We start from the raw sequence: 20,971 nt of genomic DNA on the forward strand, positions 1-20,971 counted from the left end.
AAGGCGTCATATGGCCGCAACGGGGGCGGCGGACACTTTTTGTCATGAACACACCGTCCTTGCGCATCACCCTGGTCAGCGAAACCTTCCCACCCGAGATCAATGGCGTGGCCAACACCCTTGGCCGCCTCAGCGAGGGTCTGCGCCAGCGCGGGCATCAGGTCGAACTGATCCGCCCGCGACAAGCCGCCGACAGCGCAACGGGCAACGATGACGAACTGCTGCTGTGCCGTGGCTGGCCACTGCCCGGTTACCCCGGCCTGCAGTGGGGCGAAGTGTCGATGCACAAGCTATGGCGTCGTTGGCGTCGGCAGCGTCCGGACGTGCTGTACATCGCCACCGAAGGCCCCTTGGGCCTGAGCGCCCTGCGCGCCGCCCGGCGCCTGGGCGTGGCAGTAGTCAGTGGCTTTCACACCAACTTTGCGCAGTATTCGGGGCAGTATGGCCTGGGGCTGCTGTCGCGACTGCTCACCCACTACCTGCGCTGGTTCCATCGGCGTACCGCCATCACCCTGGTGCCCAGCATCAGCCAGCGCCTGGAGCTGGAACGCCGCGGCTTCGAACGCCTCGGCCTGATGGCCCGCGGTGTCGACTCCGGCCTGTTCAACCCGGCACGGCGCAGCCAGGCCCTGCGCGGGCAGTGGGGGCTGGGCGCGGATGACCTGGCCGTGCTGCACGTCGGACGCCTGGCCGCAGAGAAAAACCTGGCCTTGCTGCGCCCTTGCATGGAAGCCCTGCGCAAGGCCTACCCGCACCGGCGGCTGCGCCTGGTGATCGTCGGCGATGGCCCACTGCGCGGCCAGCTCGAACAGCAGTTGCCCGATGCGGTGTTCTGCGGTGCGCAGCGCGGCGAGGTACTGGCCGAGCACTATGCCAGCGGCGATTTATTCCTGTTCCCGAGCCTGACCGAGACCTTTGGCAACGTGGTGCTCGAGGCGCTTGCCTCGGGCCTTGCCGTGGTCGCCTACGATGAAGCCGCCGCCGCCCAGCACATCCGCCACGGCCATAGCGGTGCGTTGGCCATGCCGGGTGACCAGGCGGCATTCATCGACGCCGCTTGCTGGTTGCTGGAGGAAAGCGAAACCCTGCGCCGGGTGCGCCTCAACGCTCGCCAGCACGCCAGCCGCCAGGGCTGGCCGGCGATCATCGAACAGTTCGAGGGTTACCTGTACGGAGCCTGCCGCGAGTTGCAGAGCATCCGCGAACAGACGCCGCCCCTGGTGATCAAGCCAGGGTCGTCAGCGCCTCACGGCTGAACGGCAGCACGTCTCCCTCACGCCCCTCGCGAACCTTGCGCGCCCATTCGGCATCCACCAGCAAGGCGCGGCCCACGGCCACCAGGTCGAACTCCTGGTCCTGCAAGCGTTGCAGCAAGCCTTCGAGGCTGGCCGGCCTGGCCACCTTGTCGGTAGCGACCATGAACTGCAGGAACTCGCCATCCAGGCCGACACTGCCCACGGTGATGGTCGGCTTGCCGGTGAGCTGGCGGGTCCAGCCGGCCAGGTTCAGCTCGCTGCCCTCGAATTCTGGCTCCCAGAAGCGCCGGGTAGAGCAGTGGAAGATATCCACGCCCGCGTCGGACAAGGGCTTGAGGAACGCTGCCAGGGCCTCGGGGGTCTGCACCAGGCGTGCGTTGTAGTCCTGCTGCTTCCATTGCGAGAAGCGCAGGATGATCGGGAAATCCGCGCCCACGGCCTGGCGCACGGCCTGGATCAGTTCGATGGCGAAACGCGAGCGTCCGGCCAGGTCACCGCCGTATTCGTCGTCGCGACGGTTGCTGGCCTCCCAGAAGAACTGGTCGATCAGGTAGCCGTGGGCGCCGTGGATTTCCACACCGTCCATGCCGATGGCCTGGGCATCGCGCGCGGCCTGGGCGAAGGCGGCGATCACCTCGCGAATGTCGTCGTGGCTCATCTCCTGGACCAGTACCTGACCATCCTTCTCCTTGCCGCTCGGGCCATAGCCCGGCACCTCGGCATCCGGCTCGGTGCCCAGGCGGCGCACACTGCCCACGTGCCACAGTTGCGGCACGATGCGCCCGCCTTCGGCATGGACCGCGTCGACTACACGTTTCCAACCGGCCAGGGCATCTTCACCGTGGAAGCGCGGCACGTTGGGGTAGCCATTGGCGGCCTTGTGCCCGACCGTAGTGCCTTCGGTGATGATCAGCCCGACCCCGGCTGCGGCACGACGGCGGTAGTAATCGACCACACCGTCATGGGGCACGCCCCCGGGGCAGAGGGTACGGGTCATCGGCGCCATGACCACGCGGGTCGGCAGGTCAAGGGAGCCTAGGGTGAAAGGCTGGAACAGAGGGTTGCTGGACATGCGGCGCTCCCGACGGGTGAGGAAATGCGCCTGAGCTTAGGGGCCGCCTGGCGGATGGCCCAGCATTATTGATTGCAGTGATCGGCCGTCATCGTTGTGAGCAGAGCGAATTGCAACAGGAAATTTATTTTCAGAAAGGGCTTGAATTCATCCGACAGTTGCCTGACTTTAGAGTCAAGAGGCGCAGGAAAACCAACGCCCTCAGTGGCCTAGGCGCGCCTCTCGCGAGCAAGCTGAATAAGGATTGAATCATGCAAATCCAGGTCAACAGCAGCAACCATATCGAAGGCAACATCCGTCTCGACCAATGGGTCCGCAGTACCCTGCAAAGCAGCCTCGAACGTTACGAGGACGACCTCACCCGCATAGAAGTCCACCTGCGTGACGAAAACGGCGCCAAGCCCGGTCCCCACGACAAACGCTGCCAGATGGAGGCTCGCCCTAAAGGTCACCAGCCGATTTCCGTGACCCACACCGCCACTTCGCTGGAGCACGCCGTCGATGGCGCGGCCAGCAAGCTGAACCACGCCCTGGAGCATTTCTACGGCAAGTTGCGCAGCAAGCGCGGCGCCCTGGAACTGAGTGATCCAGACGCCTGACCGACAATGGTTCAGACAAGAATGCCCGGCCTTGCGCCGGGCGTTTTCGTTGTTCACCGATCAGCGGGCCTGAACCAACCTCGGTCGAGCCCGGTCAACTTCTGCAATCATTCACTGCAGAACCCGACCATGAACAATCCCTTCGATCAGATCAGCGCCGCCTTCGCCCCAGAGTACCGGGTCAACCTGAGCATCGAACGCCTGGACGGCAGCATCATGCTGACCCTCTCCGACGACAGCGGCGTGGTCGCCAAGCGCCTGATCAGCCAGGCCCAGCGCAACGACCCGGTGCGTCTGCAACGAGTCATCGACAGCATTCGCCTGGGCCTGGCCATCGAGCTGGGGCAAAACCCGCTGGAAGTGCTCGCAGCCCTGACCCGCCCGGCGCAGGGCGAGCGCCGCGTCCCTGTCGTCGGCCTGGCAAACTGAGGGTTATTTGCCCTCGTCCACTTCCTTGCCGCTGGCATCCAGCGCCTTGGTCGACGGGTAGCGGTACGACGCATAGCGCACCACCAGGATGGCGAAGGCCAGCAGCAGGATACCGCCGCACACGTACAGCAAGCCGACATCCGGCGCCTTGTGGTGCGAGACATCGCCGATCAGCAGGCGGGTCAGCGCGGTGATTGCCACGTAGAGCAGGAAGCGGATCGGCATGTGGTTGGTCTTGAAGTAGATCCCCACCATCGCCCCCAACTCCAGGTAGATGAACAGCAGCAGGATGTCATCCACGCTCACCCCACCCTTGCCCAGCATGTCCAGGAAGGTCACTACCGCCGCATAGGCGGTGATCGCGCCGATACCGAACAGCGCCAGGTAATGGAAGGCCTCCACACACAGGTTGCCCAGCGAGTCGGCGGAGCCGTGCAGGCCCTTGCGCAGCTTTTCTGCCCATTTGATGTTCACGATGTTCGATTCCTGATACTGAAGGTCTTGGTTGCCATGCAGTTAAAGGGCCATGGCCCCTGTCTTGGAAGGCGGTCGATTGCCGCAAGACACCTGTGGGCTACGCTGATTGTCAGTTTGCCTGGCCATCATTGCGGTTGCAGGGTGATGGCCTGACGATGTACTGTATAAAAACACAGTAATGCGCAATCCAATCAGCAAAAAGGCACAGAGGTGATGAATGGCCGTCGAAGTGGTGTACCGCAGCAGCCGCGACCCGGAGCGCTTGTTCATGGATAAGGCCGAAGCAGACCGTCACGACAAGATGCTCGAGCTGGCCGAACGCCTGGCCGAGGTACTGCACAAGGCCGTGCCTTCGATGAGCGAGCAGCAGGTAGAGGAAGCCGGCATCTACATGGCGAAGAACCGCGATGTGTTCGCCCGAGCGTTCAAGAGCCAGCCCGATGCGCTGGCGGAGCTGCTCGAAGGCGGCGCGGTGGAATGACGCCATCGCGGGGCAAGCCCGCAAGGCTCGCATCCATGGAAAATCTCGTGGGAGCGGGCTTGCCCCGCGAAATGGCTTTCAGCCGTACAACAATCTTTCCGCCAGCATCTGCGCCACCCGTGCCGGCGAACGTTTCTCCGCCTGGGCATGGGCGAACACTTCGGTCAGCCGCGAAGGTATCCGCGCCAGGTGCGCGGTAATGGTCCCCAGCCCCTCGCCCCGATGGGTCAGGGCCACATAGATCAGCCCACCGGCATTGATCACATAGTCCGGCGCATACAGGATTCCCCGGTTCTCCAGCTGGTCGGCCACCTGCAAGGTGGTCAGCTGGTTGTTCGCCGACCCCGCCACCGCCGCGCAGCGCAGTTGCATCACGCTCTGCCCGTTCAGCACCGGCCCAACGCCACACGGCGCAAAGATGTCGCACGGCGTGCTGATCAAGGCTTCATGGGCCACCGGGTGGGCATTGAGCTGCTCCACCGCCAGGCGCACCTTGCCGGCATCGAGGTCGCTGACCAGCAGCTCGGCGCCGGCCGCATGCAGTTGCTCGGCCAGCGCATAGCCAACGTTGCCCAACCCTTGCACCGCCACTCGCAATCCCTCCAGGTTGTCACTGCCCAACCTGGCCATGGAGGTGGCGCGGATGCCGGCGAACACGCCCATCGCCGCATGTGGCGATGGGTCGCCCGAGGCGGTGGTGCTGGTGACGTAGGGAGTGGCCTGGGCGATGCAGTCCATGTCGAGGGTCGAGGTGCCACTGTCCACCGCCGTGATGAAGCGGCCCTGAAGGGTGTCGACGAAGCGCCCGAACGCCTCGAACAGCGCTGCACGGTTCTCCACATGCGGGTTACGCACGATCACCGCCTTGCCGCCGCCCATCGGCAACCCGGCCAGGGCCGCCTTGTAACTCATGCCCTGGGCCAGGCGGATGGCATCGGTCATGGCGCTTTCGTCGTCGGCATAGGGCAGGTAGCGACAACCGCCCATGGCCGGACCCAGTTGTTCGCTGTGAATCGCCACCACGGCCTTCAGCCCCGTAGGCGGGTCGATGAACAAGTGCAGTGACTGCGTGCGAGTGCTTTGCATGAGCGCGAACATCGACGGGCTCCCCAGCGAGGTGCTGCTACCAGTATAAACAGGTCAAGGCAGCACACCGTGCGGGCGGACCACTGGACGAAAAGCCTCGCCAGGGCTACAAGTTAAGCGTGATGGAGAAGTCCGATGAACCCACGCCAAGCCTGCCTGGCCTGCCTGGAACGCGAGCCGGTCGCCCTGCTGGAAGCCGCGCTGTGGATTGCTGCGGAGCATGACCGCACTGTCGAGCTCTCGGCCAGCCTGGCCAGGCTGCATGAGCTGCAACGCGAAGTCAGCACCAGCCTGCCGATGCTGCCGGTCAACGAACTGGCCCAGCCCTTGCTGCGCCAGCTCAACGCACTGGGCTTTCAGCAGGACGAGTACCACCCGTTGCGCCCGCACGTGGCCTTGATGGACAAAGTGCTGCAACGTCGGCGTGGCCAACCTCTGCTGCTGGCAATCCTTGCCCTGGAGCTGGCACGGCGGCTGTCGATCCCCCTGGAAGGCGTGAACTTTCCCGGGCACTTCCTGCTGCGGGTACCCGGTGCCGACCACCTGCTCGACCCTTGTGGTGGCCGCCGCCTGTATCCCAACGACTGCCGCGAACTGCTCGCCCGCCAGTTCGGCCCACAGGTGCCACTGTCCGCCGAGCACCTGCTCAGCGCATCGCCGCGGCAGATGCTCCAGCGCCTGTCGCGCAACCTTCGCCAATTGCATATAAGCAACGACAACGACCTCGCGGCGCTGATCGATGCCGAGCGGGTCATGCAACTGGGCCCGGTGCAGGTCGGCGACTACCTGGCCCGGGCCACGCTGTACCAGCACCTGGACTGTCCCCAGGCAGAGCGCTTCGACCTGGAGCACGCCCTGCTGCTGACCGACGACCCGGTGCAGCGCCTGAAACTCACGGAACGCCTCGGCCAGTTGCCCAACGGCAAACGTTCAATCCATTAATGCCTCGCCCTTGACCGTCGCCTCGCGCGGCTGCGGTGCGCGTACCCGGCTGATGAGCAGCGCGCCGAGCAGCGCTGGCACGGCGCAGAAGAAGAAGATCTGCTCCACTGGCATGTGCAACGTCAGCAGCAGACTGCCGAGCAACGGTCCGAGGATCGAGCCGAAGCGCCCGACACCCAGGGCCCAGCCGGTGCCGGTGGCGCGCACCTGGGCCGGGTAGAAGTTGCTGACGAAGGCATTGAGCGTCAACTGCCCGCCAATGATGCAGAACCCGGCGGCGAACACACTGGGCACCAGCCAGCGCGGATCGTCATGGTTAAGGCCAACCAGCACGCTGAACAGCGCCGCGCCCAGCAGCACGCCGGCCAGCAGGTGAGCCTTGTTGGCCATGCGGTCGGCGCACCAGGCCAGGCACACCGCCCCGAAGGTGCCGGCAAACAGGAACAGCGAAGTCACCAGGTTGGCCTGGTTCAGCGCCAGCCCGCTTTCCTGCAGCAGCGACGGCAGCCAGCTGATCATGAAGTACAACAGGATCAGGCTGACAAAGAAGGTGCTCCACAGCAGCAGCGTGGGCCGGGCGAACCCCTCGCGAAACAACGCCACCACGGTGAGCTTGCTGTCGGCCGACGCATCGGCCGCGACCTGGGCCGCCGGCACCTGCCAGCCCGGCAGCAGGCGGGCGGTCACCCGTTGCAACCGCGCATAGGGAGGGGCGTCGCGCAGCAGGCGCGGCAGCGATTCAGGCAGGAACAGCGCCAGGAACGGGAACAACAGCAGCGGCGCCACGCCACCGGCAAGAAACACCGCCTGCCAACCATGGTGATCGATGAAACCTGCAGCTACGAAGCCACCCGCCGCGCCCCCCAGGGAGAAGCCGCAAGCTGCCAGAGTCACCATCAGGGTACGCAGCCGCGGTGGTGCATAATCGGCCATCAGCGCCATGGCGCTGGGCATCGCGCCGCCCATGCCGATACCGCAGAGAAAGCGCGCCAGCATCAGGCTGTCGAGGGAAGTGGCGAACACCATCAGCAGCGTCAGGCTGGCGTACAGCAGCACGCAGCACAGCAGCACCCGCCGCACGCCGAAGCGGTCGGCCAGTGGCGTCACCGCCAGCGAACCGACCGTCAGCCCCAGCAGGTTGGCGCTGAACACCGGCCCGAAAGCTGCCTTTTCCAGGCCCCAGTCCTGGGCCAGCGCGGGGATCACATAGCCCAGCACCTGGGCGTCATAACCATCGGTGACCAACAGCAGGATCAACAGCAGCAGCAAGCGCCACTGGTAGGGTGACACCGGGCGCGCGTCGAGCGCCGCGCGAAAGCTGGCTATCTGGTTGTGCATCGCAAGGTACCTGTCTTTTGTTGTTATGAGTGCAGGTGCGGGCTGGGTGGGTCAGTTGGGCGTGTCGGGCTGCCTCGAAGGGTGAGCCTTGTGGAAGGCCGGGTGCTGTTCGGCGAGGGCCGCCACCCGGCAAATACGCGGGTAGCCACTGAGGTCGATGTTGAAGCGCTCGGCCGCGTACAACTGCGGGATCAGGTAGACATCGGCCAGGCCCGGCGTCGCACCGAAGCAGAAGCCATCGTCGCCGATCAACTGCTCGATCGCCGCCAGCCCCTGGCCGATCCAGTGGCCGATCCACTGGTTGACCTGTGCCTCGTCGTGCCCCAACTGACGCAGCTGGTTGAGCACGCTGACGTTGTGCAGCGGGTGGACATCACAGCCGATAATCGCCGCCACGCCACGCACCTTGGCCCGGGCCTCGGCTGCGGTCGGCAGTAGCGCCGGCTGCGGGTGCGCCTCTTCGAGGTATTCGATGATCGCCGGCGACTGCACCAGCAACTCGCCATCGTCAGTACGCAGGGCCGGCACCCGCCCCTGCGGATTGAGCGCCAGGTAGTCCGCGCCGCGCTGCTCGCCCTTGAGCAGGTTCACCGGCAGGGCCTGGTAGGCCAGGCCCTTGAGCGCCAGGGCGATGCGCACCCGATACGACGAGGTGGAGCGGTAGTAGGTGAACAGTTCCATCGCCCTGCCCTCCTCAGTTGGCCGCGACGATGGTGCCACGGCATTCGCCGAAGCCGATGCTGGCTACGCCATCGCGCACGCAACGGGCGCGCAGGATGATCTCGTCGCCGTCCTCGAGGAACTTGCGCACTTCGCCGCTGGCCAGTTCCACCGGCTGCTTGCCGCCTTCGGTGATCTCCAGCAGGCTGCCGAACGAGCCTGGCGCCGCGCCCGACAGGGTGCCCGAGCCGAACAGGTCGCCCGGTTGCAGCTGGCAGCCGTTGACGCTGTGGTGGGCAACCATCTGTGCCACGGTCCAGTACATGCTGCGGGTGCTGCTCAACGTGAGGCGATGCGCCGGCAGGTTCTGCTCGCGCATGCGTTCGGTCAGCAGCAGCACTTCCAGTTCGATGTCGAAGGCGCCGGCGGCCTGGTCGCGCTTGTCCAGCAGGTACGACAGCGGCTGCGGGTCACCCTCCGGACGGGCCGGCTGGGCGCAACGGAACGGCTCCAGGGCCTCGGCAGTGACCACCCATGGCGACACCGTGGTGATGAAGCTCTTGGACAGGAACGGGCCCAGCGGCTGGTACTCCCAGGCCTGGATATCGCGCGCCGACCAGTCGTTGAGCAGGCAGAAGCCGGCCACGTGCTCGGCGGCGTCGCCGATCGGGATCGGCTGGCCCATGTCGTTGCCCTGGCCAATCCAGATGCCCAGTTCCAGCTCGTAGTCCAGGCGCGCGCAAGGGCCGAAGCTCGGCTCGGTCTGGCCCGCCAGCAGGGTCTGGCCCTTGGGGCGGCGCACGCCGGTGCCGGACGGCCGGATGGTCGAGGCGCGGCCGTGGTAGCCGATCGGCACGTGCTTGTAGTTGGGCAGCAGCGGATTGTCCGGGCGGAACAGCTTGCCGACGTTCTTGGCGTGCTCGATGCCGACGTAGAAGTCGGTGTAGTCACCGATCTTCGCCGGCAGGTGCAACTGGCATTCGCCGGCCGGGTACAGCGCGGCCTTCAGGGCCGCCTGGTGCTCGCTGCCCTCGCCCAGCAGCGCCAGCAGGCGCTGGCGCAGGGCAACACGGGCCTCGCGGCCAAGGGCGAAGAAGGCATTCAGCGCGCCGCCCACTGTCGCTTCGACGGCGGCCTTGGCCACCCCCTCGAACAACCCGGCGGCCAGCACGGCCTCGAGGTCGAGGATCGCGTCGCCGATGGCCACGCCGCAACGTGGCGTCTGCCCTGGGCGGCTGAAGATGCCCAGGGGCAGGTTCTGCAACGGGAAGTCGCGGTGCCCGTTGGCGTGCTCGACCCAGCTACGGGCAATGGCGGTGTGGTTCATCGGTTATCTCCGGTTCGGGTTGAAGGTGCTCGGCAAGGTGGCCCAGCAACTATCGTAGTCGGCCTGCAACTGCGGGCTTTCGAGGGCCTGGCGGCTCGGGCGCAGCACCTGGCTGGTCTCGAACATGAAGGCCATGGTGTTGTCGATCTTGTGCGGTGCCAGGTCCACCGAGATGGCCTTGTCGGAGGTCTCGGCGTCGGGGCCGTGGGCGCTCATCACCCCATGCAGCGAAGCGCCGCCGGGCAGGAAGCCTTCGGCCTTGGCGTCGTAGGCGCCCTGGATCAGGCCCATGAACTCGTTCATCAGGTTGCGGTGGAACCATGGTGGACGGAAGGTGTTCTCGGCCACCATCCAGCGCGGCGGGAAGATCACGAAGTCCATGTTGGCCATGCCATGCACGCTGGTGGGCGAGGTCAGCACGGTGAAGATCGACGGATCGGGGTGGTCGAAGCTGACCGTACCGATGGTGTTGAAGCGGCGCAGGTCGTATTTGTAAGGCACGTTGCTGCCGTGCCAGGCGACTACGTCCAGGGGCGAGTGCTGCAGCTCGCAGGCCCAGTGTTCGCCGAGGAACTTCTGCACCAATTGCACAGGGCCGGTGCTCTCTTCGTAATGGGCGACCGGGGCGAGGAAGTCACGCGGGTTGGCCAGGCCATTGCTGCCGATCGGGCCAAGGTCCGGGATGCGCAGCGGCGCGCCGTGGTTCTCGGCAATGTAGCCCCGGGCCTGCGCATCCTGCAGTTCGACCCGGAACTTCATGCCGCGCGGGATCACCGCGATCTCCAGCGGCTCGACCTCGAGCACGCCCAGTTCGGTGGCGATGCGCAGGCGGCCTTGCTCGGGCACCAGCAGCAACTCGCCGTCGGCGTTGAAGAACACCCGCTCCATGGAGCGGTTGGCGCGGTAAATGTAGATACTCACGCCGGCCGGTTTCTCCGATGCCGAGTTGGCCACCATCGGCAGCCAACCGTCGATGAAGTCGGTCGGTTCGGACGGGATCGGTTGCGGGCTCCAACGCAGGCGGTTGGGATTGACGCCTCCCAACGGCCCGGTCAGCGGCTGGCGCTCCAGGCGCTCGAAACGCGGGTGCAGGGCCGAGGGGCGAATGCGGTACAACCAGGTGCGTCGCAGTTCGCTGCGGGTCATGGTGAACGCGGTGCCCGACAGCAGCTCGGCATACAGCCCATAGGGAGCCTTCTGCGGCGAGTTCTGCCCGACCGGCAGGGCGCCGGGCAGGGCTTCGCTGGCGAATTCGTTGCCGAAGCCGCTCAGGTACTGGAGCTCAGGGGATGTGTCGCGGGTCATCGGTGCCTCCGGGCTGCTGGGAGCCGTTTCGGGCAGCTGGCTGCGGAGCCCGATCCTGAAACCGGCACCAAGGGCGGCAGCGCGTCTGCATTGTTTTTATCGTAATCAGATTACGAATAACGTAATTTGCCCGAGCGCAGGCGTCAAGCTATAAAGGCGCCACCCCATGAAATCTGCATAGAAGCCCCCCATGGCCAAAGCCAGCAGCACCGACAACGGCAAACAGAAAGTCCGCTCGGCGGAAGTCGGCACCGACATCCTCAAGGCCCTGGCCGAACTTTCCCCCTCCACCTCGCTGTCGCGCCTGGCCGAGCATGTCGACATGCCGGCGAGCAAGGTGCACCGCTACCTGCAGGCGCTGATCGCCAGCGGCTTCGCCGAACAGGACCCGGCTACCAACCACTACGGACTGGGCCGCGAGGCACTGCGGGTAGGCATGGCGGCACTGGGCAGCATCGATGTGCTGAAGGTGGCGGCGTTGCCGCTGTCACAGTTGCGCGACGAGCTCAACGAAAGCTGCTTCATCGCCGTGTGGGGTAACCAGGGCGCGACCGTGGTGAGCATCGAACCGGCGGTACGTGCAGTGACGGTGGTGACGCAGATCGGTTCGGTGCTGCCGTTGCTCAGTTCGTCCACCGGACTGGTGTTCGCCGCGCACCTGCCCGAGCGCGAGACCGTGGAGCTGCGCGACCGGGAACTGGCAGCGCTCGGCCAGACGGCGGATGACTATGCCGCCCTGCTCGAACAGATCCGCCAGCGCGGCCTGCACCATGTGCACGGTTTGCTGATGCCGGGGGTGGACGCGCTGTCCGCGCCGGTGTTCAACGCCATGGGCCAGGTCGCCGCCGTGATGACCGTGGTCGGTCCGACCTCGATCTTCCATGCCGACGAGCACGGCCCGGCCGCCCGGCGCCTGCTCGCCGCCACCCAGGCCACCAGTTGGCGAATGGGATACGGCGCGGATCAGTAAAAGGACTTACAAAGCATTCCGGACTTTTCCTGCGAGAGCGGCCTATAGTCCGCCTCGCACTTTTACTCGAAACGTAAAGGTGAATGTCATAAGCGGGTATTTTTCCCACGGGATCATGCGCTTATTCTGACCTCACTGGCCGGCACGAAGGGCTCTCCCCCCTGCTTTTCGCGCCCGCCCAGGTTCACCGACGTTGATTTTGAAGCTCCTTGATCTAACGTCTCGATTGGCCGCTGCGATTGCAGCGGCCTTTTTTATTTCTGCAAGAATCGCAAGATCGGCGCCAATCAACCCAACGGATACCTCTGCAGGTTCGCCATCATCTGCTGCAACGCCTGCAGGCTGTCCTGCGGGTGCTCCGCGCCCTCGAAATCACCGATCCGCGCCCAATTGTCCGCCACCTGCTCGGGGGTGAACCCTTCACGCGGGTCGAAGCCCACGCCCTGGCTACGCTCCCAGCGCACCTTGCCCACCCAGCCGCCGCCCACCTCGAACAGTTCGCCGCTGTCCTGGCACTGCTCGCTGCCCAGGTACACCACCAACGGACTGATCAACTCGGGCTGCAGACGTTCGAACACCTGCGGCGGGATCAACCCCTCGGTCATTCGCGTGCCGCCGGTCGGGGCGATGGCGTTGACCAGGATGCCGTGCTTGCGGCCCTCGATGGCCAGGGTGCGGGTCAGCCCATAGAGGCCGAGTTTGGCCATGCCATAGTTGGCCTGGCCGAAATTGCCATAGATGCCCGAGGTGGACGAGGTGAAGATCACCCTCCCCCAATTCTGCGCCCGCAGGTGCGGCCAGGCGGCGTGGGTAACCTTGTAGGCGCCCTCGACGTGCACCCGGTAGACCAGCTCCCAGTCGCTGTCTTCCATCTTGTGGAAGGTCTTGTCGCGCAGGATGCCGGCGTTGTTCACCAGCACATCGACCCGGCCGAAGGTATCCAGGGCCTGCTCGACGATGCGCGCGCCATCGGTGACCGAGTCATGGTTGGCGATGGCCGTGCCGCCCGCGGCGCGGATCTCCTCCACCACGCGGTCGGCCGCCGAGGCGTTGGCGCCTTCACCATGTGTAGACCCACCCAAGTCATTGACCACCACGTGAGCGCCGCGCGCGGCGAACAGCAGCGCATGGGCCCGGCCCAGGCCGCCGCCGGCCCCCGTGACGATCACCACTCGATCCTGCAGACGTACCGGCTCGCTCATGCTCAAGGCTCCTGGCAATGAAGGGATGCAACGCAGTTTCCGCCAGCCGCCCGGGCCGGGCAATCAAGCGCACCGTGGCGAATGCCGCCCGATAACGCCCGGCGATGGTCGCCCGGTCAGGACCAGGCGACCTTCAGCGGTACATAGCTCAGCGGTTGTTCACGAAAGGCCAGGTAGTGGCGCAGCACCTGCACCGGCGCTTCGGTGTGCGGGTAATGGCCGATGCCCTGCAACACCACGGTGTCCGGGTCCGGGACGATTTCCCGGTAGCGCTCGACCATGTGCGCGCCGGACAACGGATCGACCGCGCCATTGATGAAGCGCAGCGGCACGCCCGGGCGTTGCAGCGCGGCGACCCAGCGCTCGCGCTGGGCCCGGCGTTCCGGCAGGAAACTGACCAGCTTGTGCAGGATCCGTGGGCCACGGTTGGAGGCGATCAGGCTCCAGTAGTCGTCCAGGGCGCTCTCGCTGGGATGGGTGCACGGGCCATAGACCTGGGTGACGTTGCGCACCAGGTCGTCGCGCCCGAACGAGCGCCCGACCAGCCAGCCCAGGCGGCTGAGCAGCAGCTTCTGGACCAGCAGCACCCGGCAGCTCTCGGGGAACAGCCCGCTGTTGAGGAACACGCAACTGGCCACCTCCAGCCGCCGTTCGTGGTGCCGGGCCAGCAGCTCCTGGGCGACGCTGCCGCCGTAGTCGTGGGCCAGCAGGTGCACCGGCTGGTCGATGTGCAGGTGCGCCAGCAACGCCTGCTGCAGGTCGGCCTGCTCGAGCAGGCTGTAGTCGTGGTCCGCGGGCTTGGCCGAATCGCCGAAGCCGAGCATGTCGCAGGCCACCACACGAAAGCGCTGGGTCAGGGGTGCCCACAGGTAGTGCCAATCCCAGCTGGCCGTGGGGAAACCGTGAAGCAATAGCAGGGGCTCTCCTTGCCCTGCCGTCCAGTAGCGGATGCTCTGGCCCCGGAAAGTGAACCCCTGGCTCCGGGTGCGCCAGACGCACAATGGAATTTCGGCCAGTGGCATCACGGTCGTCTCGGTGGATAAGGGTTGGAAGAGGGCAAGGCTGCGTTCATTGCATGTCACCTCGGCACTTACATGTGCTCTCTATGTCGAGGCTCAGTCTAGAAGCCTATACGAAGGTGATAAGTCGCCTTGGCAGCCAGCCTGATGACCGTGCGAGTCAGTGGCACGAACGGTCAGATCAACCTCATCAGCAACGGCGCGGCCAACAGGTTGAGCAGCCCGGTCAGGACCATGACCAGGCCGGCCACCGAGCCTTCCTCGCGCCCGACTTCCTGGGCGCGGCTGACCCCCGCGCCATGGGCGCCGACACCGAACAGAGCGCCCCGTGCCAGCGGTGTGCGCAAGGGCAGCCAACGCAGGAGAATGCCGCCGAACATCGCCCCGAGCACCCCGGTAAACATCACGAACACCGCCGTCAGCTCCGGCACGCCGCCCAGGTCCTGGGCCACGGGCATGGCGAACGGTGTGGTGATCGAGCGCGGCAGCAACGACAGGCTGACCGCATCGTCCAGCGCGAGCAGGTGCGCCAGCGCCCAGGAGCTGCCGATGGAAGCCACGCTGCCGGCGAGCATGCCGACCAGCAGCGCCGGCCAGTGCCGCGCCAGCAGTGCCCGTTGTTGCCAGATCGGCACCGCGAACGCGACGGTGACCGGGCCCAGCACGCCCATCAGCCAATGCGTGTTGCGGGCGTACTCGGCGTAGGCGGTGTGCAGCGGCACGGCCACCGCCAGCAGCAAGGCCGGCACCAGGATCAGCGGCGACAGCAGGTAGCGCCCGCTGCGCCGGTACAGCCAGCGGCTGCCCAGGTAGGCGCCCAGGGTCAGGGCCAGCCAGAACAGCGGCATAGGTTCAAGGCTCATGGCGCAACCTCCAACGGCACACCAGCTCGACGGTGACCGCGGTGACCACCATCACCAGCAGGGTGCTCAGCGCGATCACCAGCAGGATGCGCCAGCCCTCGCTGCGCAGCAGGCTGCCATAGTCCAGTAGGCTCATCAGCGCCGGAATGAAAAACAGCAGCATCTCGGCCATCAGCCAGCCGGCACCCAATTGCAGCGTGGCAGGTTTGAGCAGCCCGGTGGCGAACAGCGCCAGCAGCAGCGCCAGGCCCATCACCCCACCGGGAATCGGCCAGGCGAGCCAGGCGGCCAGCTGGCCACCGATCAGGAACAGCGCCAGCAACACCGTCAGTTCGGCGAAAAGGCGCAGGGTCTTCTTCAGTAATGCAGGATTCATGGGCGGGAGTTCCTCGACAACGGGCCCATTGTAAAAGTCGGCCACCTAGGCCAGAAGCGAATTGTTAGACTGACAGCCATTCCAAAATAGAATCCGGCATACATGGAATTCAAACAGCTGCGCAGTTTCATCGAAGTCGTCCACAAAGGCGGCTTCACCCAGGCGGCGGGTACCCTGCACGTCAGCCAGTCGGCGGTTAGCAAGCAGGTCGCCCAGCTGGAACAGGACATCGGCCAGCCGCTGCTGGAACGCCAGGGCTCACAGTTGCTGCTGACTGCCGCCGGGCGCATCGTTCTGGAGCGCGGCGAAGCGCTGCTGCGCCAGCGCCAGGAGCTGCTGAGCGAACTCGACGATCTCAGCCAGATGGCCCGCGGCGAATTGCGCCTGGGCCTGCCGCTGCTGGGCAGCGATGCGCTGTTCGCTGGGTTGTTCGCCGAGTATCGGCGGCGCCATCCGAATATCTCGATACAACTGCTCGAAGGTGGCAGCCGCATGGTCGAGCAGGCCGTCAAGAGTGGCGAGTTGGAGCTGGGCGGCAGCCTGACGCCGAACGATCCGGCGTTCGACTACCAGCCGTTCTGCAATGAGCCACTGGAAGCCTTGCTGCCCGCCGGCCATCCGCTGGCCGGGCAGGTCGATGTCGCCCTGGCACAGCTGGCCGACACGCCGTTTCTGCTGTACCAGCGCAGCTTCGTGCTCAACGATCGATTGCTCAGCGCCTGCCAGCAGGAAGGCTATACACCCAAGGAGGGTGGGCGTAGCGGCCAGGCAGACTTTCTTGCCGCGTTGGTGGCGGCCGGGCAAGGCGTGGTACTGCTGCCGGCGATTGTCGCACGGGCACTGGAACGGCCCGGGGTGGTGCGCTTGCCGTTGCGGGCGCCGGATTACCTGAGGTGGGATATCGCCTTTATCTGGCGGCGCGGGGCATATCTGTCACGGGCGGCGCAGGCGTGGCTGGCATTGTTGCGTGAGGATTCAGCCATGCATTGAGGCGACCGGCCCTAACGCGGGGCAAGTCGCAGCGGCGCACCGCCGCTCCCACGAGCATCATGCAGCTTTCGTGGGAGCGGGCTTGCCCCGCGATAGGACCGGCCCAGGCAATATCAGCCTTTCAGCACAGCCGCAAATTCCGCCAGCCACGGCTCGGCATCGGTCTCCGGTGTCACGGTCTCACTGGCATCGAGTCGCAGCATCGGCAGCACTTCGTTCACCCCCAGCTCGGCGAACAGCTCGCGCATCTGCTCGCCACCGCCGCAGTAGGTGTCGCCGTAGCTCGAATCGCCCAGGCCGATCACCGCTCCCGGCAGGCCGCGCCAGGCCGCCGGCAGCACGTCGCGGATCGCGCTGTACAGCGGCATCAGACTGTCGGGCAGCTCGCCCATACCGGTGGTCGAGGTCACCGCCAGCAATGCGTCGGGGCCAAAGCCCTCGATGTCCTGCAGGGTGGCGCGTGCCGCGTGCCAGGCTTCAAGACCGGCGGCCTTGAGCAGCGACTCGGCGTGGCGGGCGACTTCGTCGGCGGTGCCGTACACCGAACCGGAAATAATGGCGACTTTCATCGGGTGAGGATTCCGAAACTGAGTGAAAACGTAGGATACTAGCACTCGACAGTGGCAAAAGGCCGCCTCCGGCTAAAGTCACAGGCTTCAGGATTTTCCGACGAATGACCGGAACGAAGCGGATTGACCACTGTCCACCGCCGTGAAGAAATCGCCGTTACCGATCGCCCCTTCGAGTCAGACCATGCAAGCAGACGCCCTACTCTCCCAGGACGAACTGGATTTCATCCAGGACATGCAGCACTCGCCCCAACTGAACCTGGCCGACCCCATGTCGAGCCTGCTGGTCAATGGCGACCGTCGTCTCAAGGACCTGCTCACCCGCCTGGTGGCCAACGAGCAGGTGACGCTGCAGGCCAGCTTCAACAACCAGCAGTTGAGCTTCCCCCTGCAACTGGTCGAGGATGAATTCCACGCCCTGCACCTGCAACTCGGCTCGCCGGACATCTACGAGGATGGCCCCAGGCTGCGGCCCTGGCGCCTGTCGCTGCAGCCCCCGATCGCGTTGCTGGATGATCATGGCCAGGCTAGTGACCTGTGGGTACGCGACATTTCCTTCAAGGGTGTGCTGCTGGAAGTGCGCGATGGTGCTCAAGCCCCTGCGCAATTCAACCTGCGCTTCGCCGCCGAGGACATCCCGCCGATCGGCCTGCACGGCGCGCTGCGCCGGCGCATCGGCCCGCGACTGGCCGCCTACGACCTGACCCACACGCCGGCCGAAGAGATCGAGCGCCTGCGCGAGTACATCCTCCAGGCCCACCGCAAGGCTCACCCCGAACTGCACGCCCAGGCTCCCTGCACCGCCTGAAGACCGTCCAGCCCCTGAAACTGACTGGTCATGATTGATCGGCGATAATCCGTGCCCGATTCTTGCAAGTCCGCCTGCGCCGCCCATCACCCCGGGCCGCAAGCCAGGGGCCGGCTACCCGCCAGCCCCGTCGCCAGGAGATACACGATGTCTACTCCACCCGTCACCTTGATGGTGTCGCGCCGCGCCGCCTGCGGCCGCTACCAGGACCTGCTGGCCTGGCTGCACGAAGGCGAGCAATTGGCCACCGACTTTCCCGGCTACCTGGGCTCGGGCATCCTCGCCCCGCCGAGCGAGGGCGACGAATTCCAGATCATCTTCCGCTTCGCCTGCGAACAGACCATGCACGCCTGGGAGCATTCCGCATCGCGCAGGGCCTGGCTGGAGCGCGGCAACGGCCTGTTCGAACGCCCCAAAGAGAGGCGCGTGAGCGGTATCGACGACTGGTTCGGCACCAATACCGTGCAAAAACCACCGCGCTGGAAGCAGGCAACGGCCATCTGGCTGGCATTCTTTCCGGTTTCGCTACTGTTCAACCTGCTGTTCGGCCACTGGCTGGCGCCACTCGATCTGTTGCCTCGAGTGCTGCTCAGTACCCTGGCCCTGACGCCATTGATGGTGTACCTGTTCATCCCGCTGTCCACCCGGCTGCTGGCCGGCTGGCTCAACACCACGCCACGCGCCGCCACCGAACGTTCCCAGGGGCTGCGCAGCCGCTGAGGCACGGGCTCGCAAGGCCGCGCAGTTCGGGTATGCTGGGGCATCACGCACGGACAGACGAACAGACCGCCCGAACATGAACAGCCCAATCCTCATCACCGGCGCCAGCCAGCGCGTCGGCCTGGCCCTGGCCCTGGAGCTGGCCCAGGCCGGCCATACGGTGGTCAGCGCCAGCCGTACCTTGCAGGGGCAGGCTGCCCACCCGAACATCCAGCAGTTCCAGGCCGACCTGACCCGCGGCGAAGACCGCCAGGCCCTGATCGACCACCTGCACAGCCACTACGACGGCCTGCGCGCGATCATCCACAACGCCTCGCTGTGGCTCGACGATGGCCTGGACAACCTCGATACCATGTTCCGCCTGCACGTCGAGGCGCCCTACCACCTCAACCTCGCCCTCGGCGAGCTGCTGAACAAGGTGGACAAGGCCGACATCATCCACATCTGCGACGAAACTTCCTCGCGCGGCAGCAAGAGCCACATCGGCTATGCCGCGACCAAGGCCGCGCTGCAGAACATGGTGCTGTCGTTCGCCGAAAAGTACGCGCCGAAGGTACGGGTCAACGGTATCCTGCCCGGCCTGCTGATCCTCAAGGAAGGCGGCGACGAACAGTACCGCCAGCAGACCCTGAAGAAAGCCCTGCTCGAATTCGAGCCCGGCGCCCGCCCACTGATCGACGCCGTGCTGTTCCTGCTGCAAAGCCAGTACAGCACCGGTAGCCAGGTGGTCATCAATGGTGGCCGCCATCTGAAGAACCGCATGACCTGAAGAGACCGCCCATGACCCCGCAACAACAGCTCGAACTCGAAGCCGCCGCGTTCCGGCGCCTGGTCGACCACCTGCAAAAACGTACCGACGTGCAGAACATCGACCTGATGAACCTCTCCGGCTTCTGCCGCAACTGCCTGTCCAAGTGGCTCAAGGCCGCCGCCGATGATCGCCAGATCGAGCTGAGCCTGGACGATGCCCGTGAGCAGGTGTACGGCATGCCCTATGCCGAATGGAAAGCCCAATACCAGAACGAAGCCAGCGCCGAGCAGAAAGCGGCGTTCGAACAAGGAAAACCGCGTGACTGACCTGAATAGCCTGCGCAGCAGCCTCGCCAGCGGCGAACACGTTTTTGCCGACACCCTGGCCTTCATCGCCGCGAACTACAGCTACCAGCCCCAGGCCTTCGACAATGGCGACGTGCACAACGCCGCCGGGCAGAACGAAGGCTCGTGCAAGACCCTGGGCCTGGCGCTGCTCGAAGGGTTGAACGACCAGGAGGCGCTGCTGGCCTTCGGTGAGCATTACCGTAGCGTGGTAGCCACGCCCGAGGGCAGCGACCATGGCAATATCCGGGCGCTGATCAAGCATGGGCTGGCTGGGGTGAAGTTCACCACCCAGCCACTTGCGCGCCTGGGCTGATAGCAGATGGGGCCGCTGTGCGGCCCCAACCGGACACATCAACTGATGAGCCGGCCTGGTGTTCCAGCCTCAAGGCGCCCCTTCTGCAACCACTCCAGCGCAATCGGCCACAGGCTTTCACGAAACCGATCGTGAAAGAACGCGAAGTGCCCGATCTCCCCGACCGAGATATCCACAGGCGCCACCCGCAGATGCCGCCGCTCGCCCGTTCGCAGGTACCCCAACAATCGTTCAGTGGCCGCCACCGTGCCGAACGGATCGTCAGTCAGGCTGATGGCCAGGGTCGCCGCCTGTACCTGGGCAAATGGCGTCCCCGACAGCAGACGCCCACTGGGCCGCTGCTCGTAACGCGGCGTACGGGCAACCCAATCGCGCACCACGCCGGCCGGGGTGTCTTCCAGCCAGCCCAGGCGCTTGCCGGGGAAATAGCCGAACATCCGGGTCAACAGCGGCATCACCACGTGCCATTTGCCGAACAGCTGCCAACGCTGCTCCGGCGCATAGTCGCGCCAATAGGCGAACTGCGCGCCCACCAGCAGCGCATGGCGCACCTGCCCCGCCGACGGCGCCAGCCCGAGCGCCCAGCCGCCGAAGCTGTGGCCGACCACATGCATCGGCTGGCCCGGATGCTCGGCGGCGGCCAGTTGCAACATCGCTTCGAAGTCCAGCCGGCCCCAGTCGCTCCAGGACGCCTGGAAACCGCGCAGCGTGGCCGGGCGTGACTCGCCGATGCCGCGATAATCGTAGGTGAGCACGTCAAAGCCCTGGGCGAACAGGTAGTCGGCGAAACGCGAGTAGTAGCGGCAACGCACCGAGGTGGCGGCGTTGATGATCACCAGTGGACGCAGGGGGTCGGGTTCGGCGTGGCGCCAGCGAAATCCGCCGAGGCCATAGCCGTCGGCGGCGACATGACGAAAGGCACAGGCGGGTTGGGTAAGGCTGCTCATGGCGCACTCCCTGCGGCGTCTCGCCATGCTGGCGGACGGGCTGTTGTCGTGCGCCAACGCTAGCAAAAAAATGCCCGAACAGCTCAAGTTCCTTGTAGGAGCGGCTTCAGCCGCGATCACCAGC

Annotated in this window: 25 protein-coding genes; 12 read left to right on the plus strand and 13 right to left on the minus strand. The window is 65.6% G+C overall.

Going from position 1 to position 20,971, the window contains the following annotated elements:
• Positions 1 to 44: 44 nt before the first annotated feature.
• Positions 45 to 1,256 (plus strand): glycosyltransferase family 4 protein, encoded by a 1,212-nt coding sequence (locus ACVWY1_RS14465; protein ID WP_277502937.1) that lies wholly within the window; start codon positions 45 to 47, stop codon positions 1,254 to 1,256.
• Here the strand turns inward: ACVWY1_RS14465 and ACVWY1_RS14470 are convergent.
• The gene (locus ACVWY1_RS14470; protein ID WP_139668673.1) at positions 1,225 to 2,328 is read right to left on the minus strand and encodes an NADH:flavin oxidoreductase; all 1,104 of its coding nucleotides are present in this window, start codon (positions 2,326 to 2,328) and stop codon (positions 1,225 to 1,227) included. The two genes, ACVWY1_RS14465 and ACVWY1_RS14470, sit on opposite strands and share 32 nt — an antisense overlap.
• Before the next feature lie 251 nt (positions 2,329 to 2,579).
• On the opposite strand from ACVWY1_RS14470, the gene ACVWY1_RS14475 reads away from it, so the two are divergent.
• Together ACVWY1_RS14475 and ACVWY1_RS14480 are read left to right on the plus strand one after the other, a co-directional pair.
• Positions 2,580 to 2,927 carry an HPF/RaiA family ribosome-associated protein gene (locus ACVWY1_RS14475; protein WP_023630676.1) on the plus strand — a complete coding sequence of 116 codons (348 nt, stop codon included), beginning with the start codon at positions 2,580 to 2,582 and terminating at the stop codon, positions 2,925 to 2,927.
• A 129-nt stretch (positions 2,928 to 3,056) separates the two neighbouring features.
• Positions 3,057 to 3,356: a DUF3509 domain-containing protein gene (locus ACVWY1_RS14480; RefSeq protein ID WP_110700611.1), complete on the plus strand. Its 300-nt coding sequence runs from the start codon at positions 3,057 to 3,059 to the stop codon at positions 3,354 to 3,356.
• 3 nt (positions 3,357 to 3,359) lie between these two features.
• On the opposite strand, the gene ACVWY1_RS14485 is transcribed toward ACVWY1_RS14480, so the two are convergent.
• Positions 3,360 to 3,830 (minus strand): phosphate-starvation-inducible protein PsiE, encoded by a 471-nt coding sequence (locus ACVWY1_RS14485; RefSeq protein WP_031315617.1) that lies wholly within the window; start codon positions 3,828 to 3,830, stop codon positions 3,360 to 3,362.
• A gap of 220 nt (positions 3,831 to 4,050) precedes the next feature.
• Here ACVWY1_RS14485 and ACVWY1_RS14490 point away from each other — a divergent pair, with 220 nt between their 5' ends.
• Positions 4,051 to 4,314, plus strand: coding sequence for a YebG family protein (locus tag ACVWY1_RS14490; RefSeq protein ID WP_023631474.1), 264 nt, complete (start codon positions 4,051 to 4,053; stop codon positions 4,312 to 4,314).
• A gap of 78 nt (positions 4,315 to 4,392) precedes the next feature.
• Here the strand turns inward: ACVWY1_RS14490 and ACVWY1_RS14495 are convergent, their stop codons facing one another.
• Positions 4,393 to 5,412 carry a Leu/Phe/Val dehydrogenase gene (locus ACVWY1_RS14495; RefSeq protein ID WP_139668671.1) on the minus strand — a complete coding sequence of 340 codons (1,020 nt, stop codon included), beginning with the start codon at positions 5,410 to 5,412 and terminating at the stop codon, positions 4,393 to 4,395.
• A 123-nt stretch (positions 5,413 to 5,535) separates the two neighbouring features.
• Between ACVWY1_RS14495 and ACVWY1_RS14500 the strand changes: the two genes are divergently transcribed.
• The gene (locus ACVWY1_RS14500; RefSeq protein ID WP_277502936.1) at positions 5,536 to 6,342 is read left to right on the plus strand and encodes a SirB1 family protein; all 807 of its coding nucleotides are present in this window, start codon (positions 5,536 to 5,538) and stop codon (positions 6,340 to 6,342) included.
• On the opposite strand, the gene ACVWY1_RS14505 is transcribed toward ACVWY1_RS14500, so the two are convergent.
• Genes ACVWY1_RS14505 through hmgA form a run of 4 tightly spaced genes read right to left on the minus strand, consistent with a single transcriptional unit; the run spans position 6,331 to position 10,972 of the window.
• Complete coding sequence (locus ACVWY1_RS14505; RefSeq protein WP_198755207.1) at positions 6,331 to 7,680, minus strand: MFS transporter; 1,350 nt, start codon at positions 7,678 to 7,680, stop codon at positions 6,331 to 6,333. The two genes, ACVWY1_RS14500 and ACVWY1_RS14505, sit on opposite strands and share 12 nt — an antisense overlap.
• 51 nt (positions 7,681 to 7,731) lie before the next feature.
• Positions 7,732 to 8,361, minus strand: a complete 630-nt coding sequence (gene maiA / locus ACVWY1_RS14510; RefSeq protein ID WP_139668664.1) for a maleylacetoacetate isomerase — start codon at positions 8,359 to 8,361, stop codon at positions 7,732 to 7,734.
• Between the two features lie 13 nt (positions 8,362 to 8,374).
• Positions 8,375 to 9,667 carry a fumarylacetoacetase gene (fahA, locus tag ACVWY1_RS14515; protein WP_277502935.1) on the minus strand — a complete coding sequence of 431 codons (1,293 nt, stop codon included), beginning with the start codon at positions 9,665 to 9,667 and terminating at the stop codon, positions 8,375 to 8,377.
• Positions 9,668 to 9,670: 3 nt separating this feature from the next.
• A complete protein-coding gene (hmgA, locus tag ACVWY1_RS14520) occupies positions 9,671 to 10,972 on the minus strand; it encodes a homogentisate 1,2-dioxygenase (RefSeq protein ID WP_457378432.1) in 1,302 nt (433 codons plus the stop codon).
• A gap of 190 nt (positions 10,973 to 11,162) precedes the next feature.
• Here hmgA and ACVWY1_RS14525 point away from each other — a divergent pair, with 190 nt between their 5' ends.
• Entirely contained in the window at positions 11,163 to 11,942 is a 780-nt protein-coding gene (locus tag ACVWY1_RS14525) for an IclR family transcriptional regulator (protein ID WP_094010273.1), read from the plus strand.
• Positions 11,943 to 12,229: 287 nt separating this feature from the next.
• Here ACVWY1_RS14525 and ACVWY1_RS14530 read toward each other — a convergent pair whose 3' ends face one another.
• The 4 genes from ACVWY1_RS14530 to ACVWY1_RS14545 form a co-directional block, all read right to left on the minus strand.
• Complete coding sequence (locus tag ACVWY1_RS14530) at positions 12,230 to 13,144, minus strand: SDR family oxidoreductase (RefSeq protein WP_457378433.1); 915 nt, start codon at positions 13,142 to 13,144, stop codon at positions 12,230 to 12,232.
• Positions 13,145 to 13,260: 116 nt separating this feature from the next.
• Positions 13,261 to 14,166 carry an alpha/beta fold hydrolase gene (locus tag ACVWY1_RS14535; RefSeq protein WP_102682529.1) on the minus strand — a complete coding sequence of 302 codons (906 nt, stop codon included), beginning with the start codon at positions 14,164 to 14,166 and terminating at the stop codon, positions 13,261 to 13,263.
• Between the two features lie 173 nt (positions 14,167 to 14,339).
• Complete coding sequence (locus tag ACVWY1_RS14540) at positions 14,340 to 15,026, minus strand: LrgB family protein (protein ID WP_102682530.1); 687 nt, start codon at positions 15,024 to 15,026, stop codon at positions 14,340 to 14,342.
• Complete coding sequence (locus tag ACVWY1_RS14545; RefSeq protein ID WP_102682531.1) at positions 15,016 to 15,402, minus strand: CidA/LrgA family protein; 387 nt, start codon at positions 15,400 to 15,402, stop codon at positions 15,016 to 15,018. Before ACVWY1_RS14545 ends, ACVWY1_RS14540 begins: the two co-directional genes overlap by 11 nt.
• A gap of 102 nt (positions 15,403 to 15,504) precedes the next feature.
• On the opposite strand from ACVWY1_RS14545, the gene ACVWY1_RS14550 reads away from it, so the two are divergent.
• Positions 15,505 to 16,392 carry a LysR substrate-binding domain-containing protein gene (locus ACVWY1_RS14550; RefSeq protein ID WP_457378434.1) on the plus strand — a complete coding sequence of 296 codons (888 nt, stop codon included), beginning with the start codon at positions 15,505 to 15,507 and terminating at the stop codon, positions 16,390 to 16,392.
• Between the two features lie 113 nt (positions 16,393 to 16,505).
• Here the strand turns inward: ACVWY1_RS14550 and ACVWY1_RS14555 are convergent, their stop codons facing one another.
• Positions 16,506 to 16,961 carry a flavodoxin gene (locus ACVWY1_RS14555; protein ID WP_102682533.1) on the minus strand — a complete coding sequence of 152 codons (456 nt, stop codon included), beginning with the start codon at positions 16,959 to 16,961 and terminating at the stop codon, positions 16,506 to 16,508.
• Between the two features lie 184 nt (positions 16,962 to 17,145).
• Here ACVWY1_RS14555 and ACVWY1_RS14560 point away from each other — a divergent pair, with 184 nt between their 5' ends.
• From ACVWY1_RS14560 to ACVWY1_RS14580, 5 genes are all read left to right on the plus strand, one after another.
• The gene (locus tag ACVWY1_RS14560) at positions 17,146 to 17,769 is read left to right on the plus strand and encodes a hypothetical protein (RefSeq protein ID WP_102682534.1); all 624 of its coding nucleotides are present in this window, start codon (positions 17,146 to 17,148) and stop codon (positions 17,767 to 17,769) included.
• Between the two features lie 147 nt (positions 17,770 to 17,916).
• On the plus strand, positions 17,917 to 18,489 hold the full coding sequence (locus ACVWY1_RS14565) for an antibiotic biosynthesis monooxygenase (RefSeq protein ID WP_102682535.1): 573 nt from the start codon (positions 17,917 to 17,919) through the stop codon (positions 18,487 to 18,489).
• Between the two features lie 76 nt (positions 18,490 to 18,565).
• Positions 18,566 to 19,258 carry a dihydromonapterin reductase gene (folM, locus tag ACVWY1_RS14570; RefSeq protein ID WP_139668650.1) on the plus strand — a complete coding sequence of 231 codons (693 nt, stop codon included), beginning with the start codon at positions 18,566 to 18,568 and terminating at the stop codon, positions 19,256 to 19,258.
• 11 nt (positions 19,259 to 19,269) lie between these two features.
• Entirely contained in the window at positions 19,270 to 19,566 is a 297-nt protein-coding gene (locus ACVWY1_RS14575; protein WP_102682537.1) for a DUF1244 domain-containing protein, read from the plus strand.
• On the plus strand, positions 19,559 to 19,900 hold the full coding sequence (locus ACVWY1_RS14580) for a HopJ type III effector protein (protein ID WP_457378435.1): 342 nt from the start codon (positions 19,559 to 19,561) through the stop codon (positions 19,898 to 19,900). Before ACVWY1_RS14575 ends, ACVWY1_RS14580 begins: the two co-directional genes overlap by 8 nt.
• Before the next feature lie 38 nt (positions 19,901 to 19,938).
• Here the strand turns inward: ACVWY1_RS14580 and ACVWY1_RS14585 are convergent, their stop codons facing one another.
• The gene (locus tag ACVWY1_RS14585; RefSeq protein WP_457378436.1) at positions 19,939 to 20,847 is read right to left on the minus strand and encodes an alpha/beta hydrolase family protein; all 909 of its coding nucleotides are present in this window, start codon (positions 20,845 to 20,847) and stop codon (positions 19,939 to 19,941) included.
• Between the last annotated feature and the right edge of the window lie 124 nt (positions 20,848 to 20,971).

It is taken from the genome of Pseudomonas sp. TE6288 (assembly GCF_054062095.1).

Coding starts and splice junctions, on each gene's coding strand:
- ACVWY1_RS14545 (WP_102682531.1), bottom strand. CDS start 15,402: ATGAATCCTGCATTACTGAAGAAGACCCTGCGCCTTTTCGCCGAACTG.
- ACVWY1_RS14505 (WP_198755207.1), bottom strand. CDS start 7,680: ATGCACAACCAGATAGCCAGCTTTCGCGCGGCGCTCGACGCGCGCCCG.
- ACVWY1_RS14490 (WP_023631474.1), top strand. CDS start 4,051: ATGGCCGTCGAAGTGGTGTACCGCAGCAGCCGCGACCCGGAGCGCTTG.
- ACVWY1_RS14465 (WP_277502937.1), top strand. CDS start 45: ATGAACACACCGTCCTTGCGCATCACCCTGGTCAGCGAAACCTTCCCA.
- ACVWY1_RS14470 (WP_139668673.1), bottom strand. CDS start 2,328: ATGTCCAGCAACCCTCTGTTCCAGCCTTTCACCCTAGGCTCCCTTGAC.
- ACVWY1_RS14550 (WP_457378434.1), top strand. CDS start 15,505: ATGGAATTCAAACAGCTGCGCAGTTTCATCGAAGTCGTCCACAAAGGC.
- ACVWY1_RS14585 (WP_457378436.1), bottom strand. CDS start 20,847: ATGAGCAGCCTTACCCAACCCGCCTGTGCCTTTCGTCATGTCGCCGCC.
- ACVWY1_RS14535 (WP_102682529.1), bottom strand. CDS start 14,166: ATGCCACTGGCCGAAATTCCATTGTGCGTCTGGCGCACCCGGAGCCAG.
- ACVWY1_RS14475 (WP_023630676.1), top strand. CDS start 2,580: ATGCAAATCCAGGTCAACAGCAGCAACCATATCGAAGGCAACATCCGT.
- ACVWY1_RS14495 (WP_139668671.1), bottom strand. CDS start 5,412: ATGTTCGCGCTCATGCAAAGCACTCGCACGCAGTCACTGCACTTGTTC.
- ACVWY1_RS14500 (WP_277502936.1), top strand. CDS start 5,536: ATGAACCCACGCCAAGCCTGCCTGGCCTGCCTGGAACGCGAGCCGGTC.
- hmgA (WP_457378432.1), bottom strand. CDS start 10,972: ATGACCCGCGACACATCCCCTGAGCTCCAGTACCTGAGCGGCTTCGGC.
- ACVWY1_RS14530 (WP_457378433.1), bottom strand. CDS start 13,144: ATGAGCGAGCCGGTACGTCTGCAGGATCGAGTGGTGATCGTCACGGGG.
- ACVWY1_RS14525 (WP_094010273.1), top strand. CDS start 11,163: ATGGCCAAAGCCAGCAGCACCGACAACGGCAAACAGAAAGTCCGCTCG.
- ACVWY1_RS14565 (WP_102682535.1), top strand. CDS start 17,917: ATGTCTACTCCACCCGTCACCTTGATGGTGTCGCGCCGCGCCGCCTGC.
- ACVWY1_RS14575 (WP_102682537.1), top strand. CDS start 19,270: ATGACCCCGCAACAACAGCTCGAACTCGAAGCCGCCGCGTTCCGGCGC.
- fahA (WP_277502935.1), bottom strand. CDS start 9,667: ATGAACCACACCGCCATTGCCCGTAGCTGGGTCGAGCACGCCAACGGG.
- ACVWY1_RS14540 (WP_102682530.1), bottom strand. CDS start 15,026: ATGAGCCTTGAACCTATGCCGCTGTTCTGGCTGGCCCTGACCCTGGGC.
- folM (WP_139668650.1), top strand. CDS start 18,566: ATGAACAGCCCAATCCTCATCACCGGCGCCAGCCAGCGCGTCGGCCTG.
- ACVWY1_RS14560 (WP_102682534.1), top strand. CDS start 17,146: ATGCAAGCAGACGCCCTACTCTCCCAGGACGAACTGGATTTCATCCAG.
- ACVWY1_RS14555 (WP_102682533.1), bottom strand. CDS start 16,961: ATGAAAGTCGCCATTATTTCCGGTTCGGTGTACGGCACCGCCGACGAA.
- maiA (WP_139668664.1), bottom strand. CDS start 8,361: ATGGAACTGTTCACCTACTACCGCTCCACCTCGTCGTATCGGGTGCGC.
- ACVWY1_RS14480 (WP_110700611.1), top strand. CDS start 3,057: ATGAACAATCCCTTCGATCAGATCAGCGCCGCCTTCGCCCCAGAGTAC.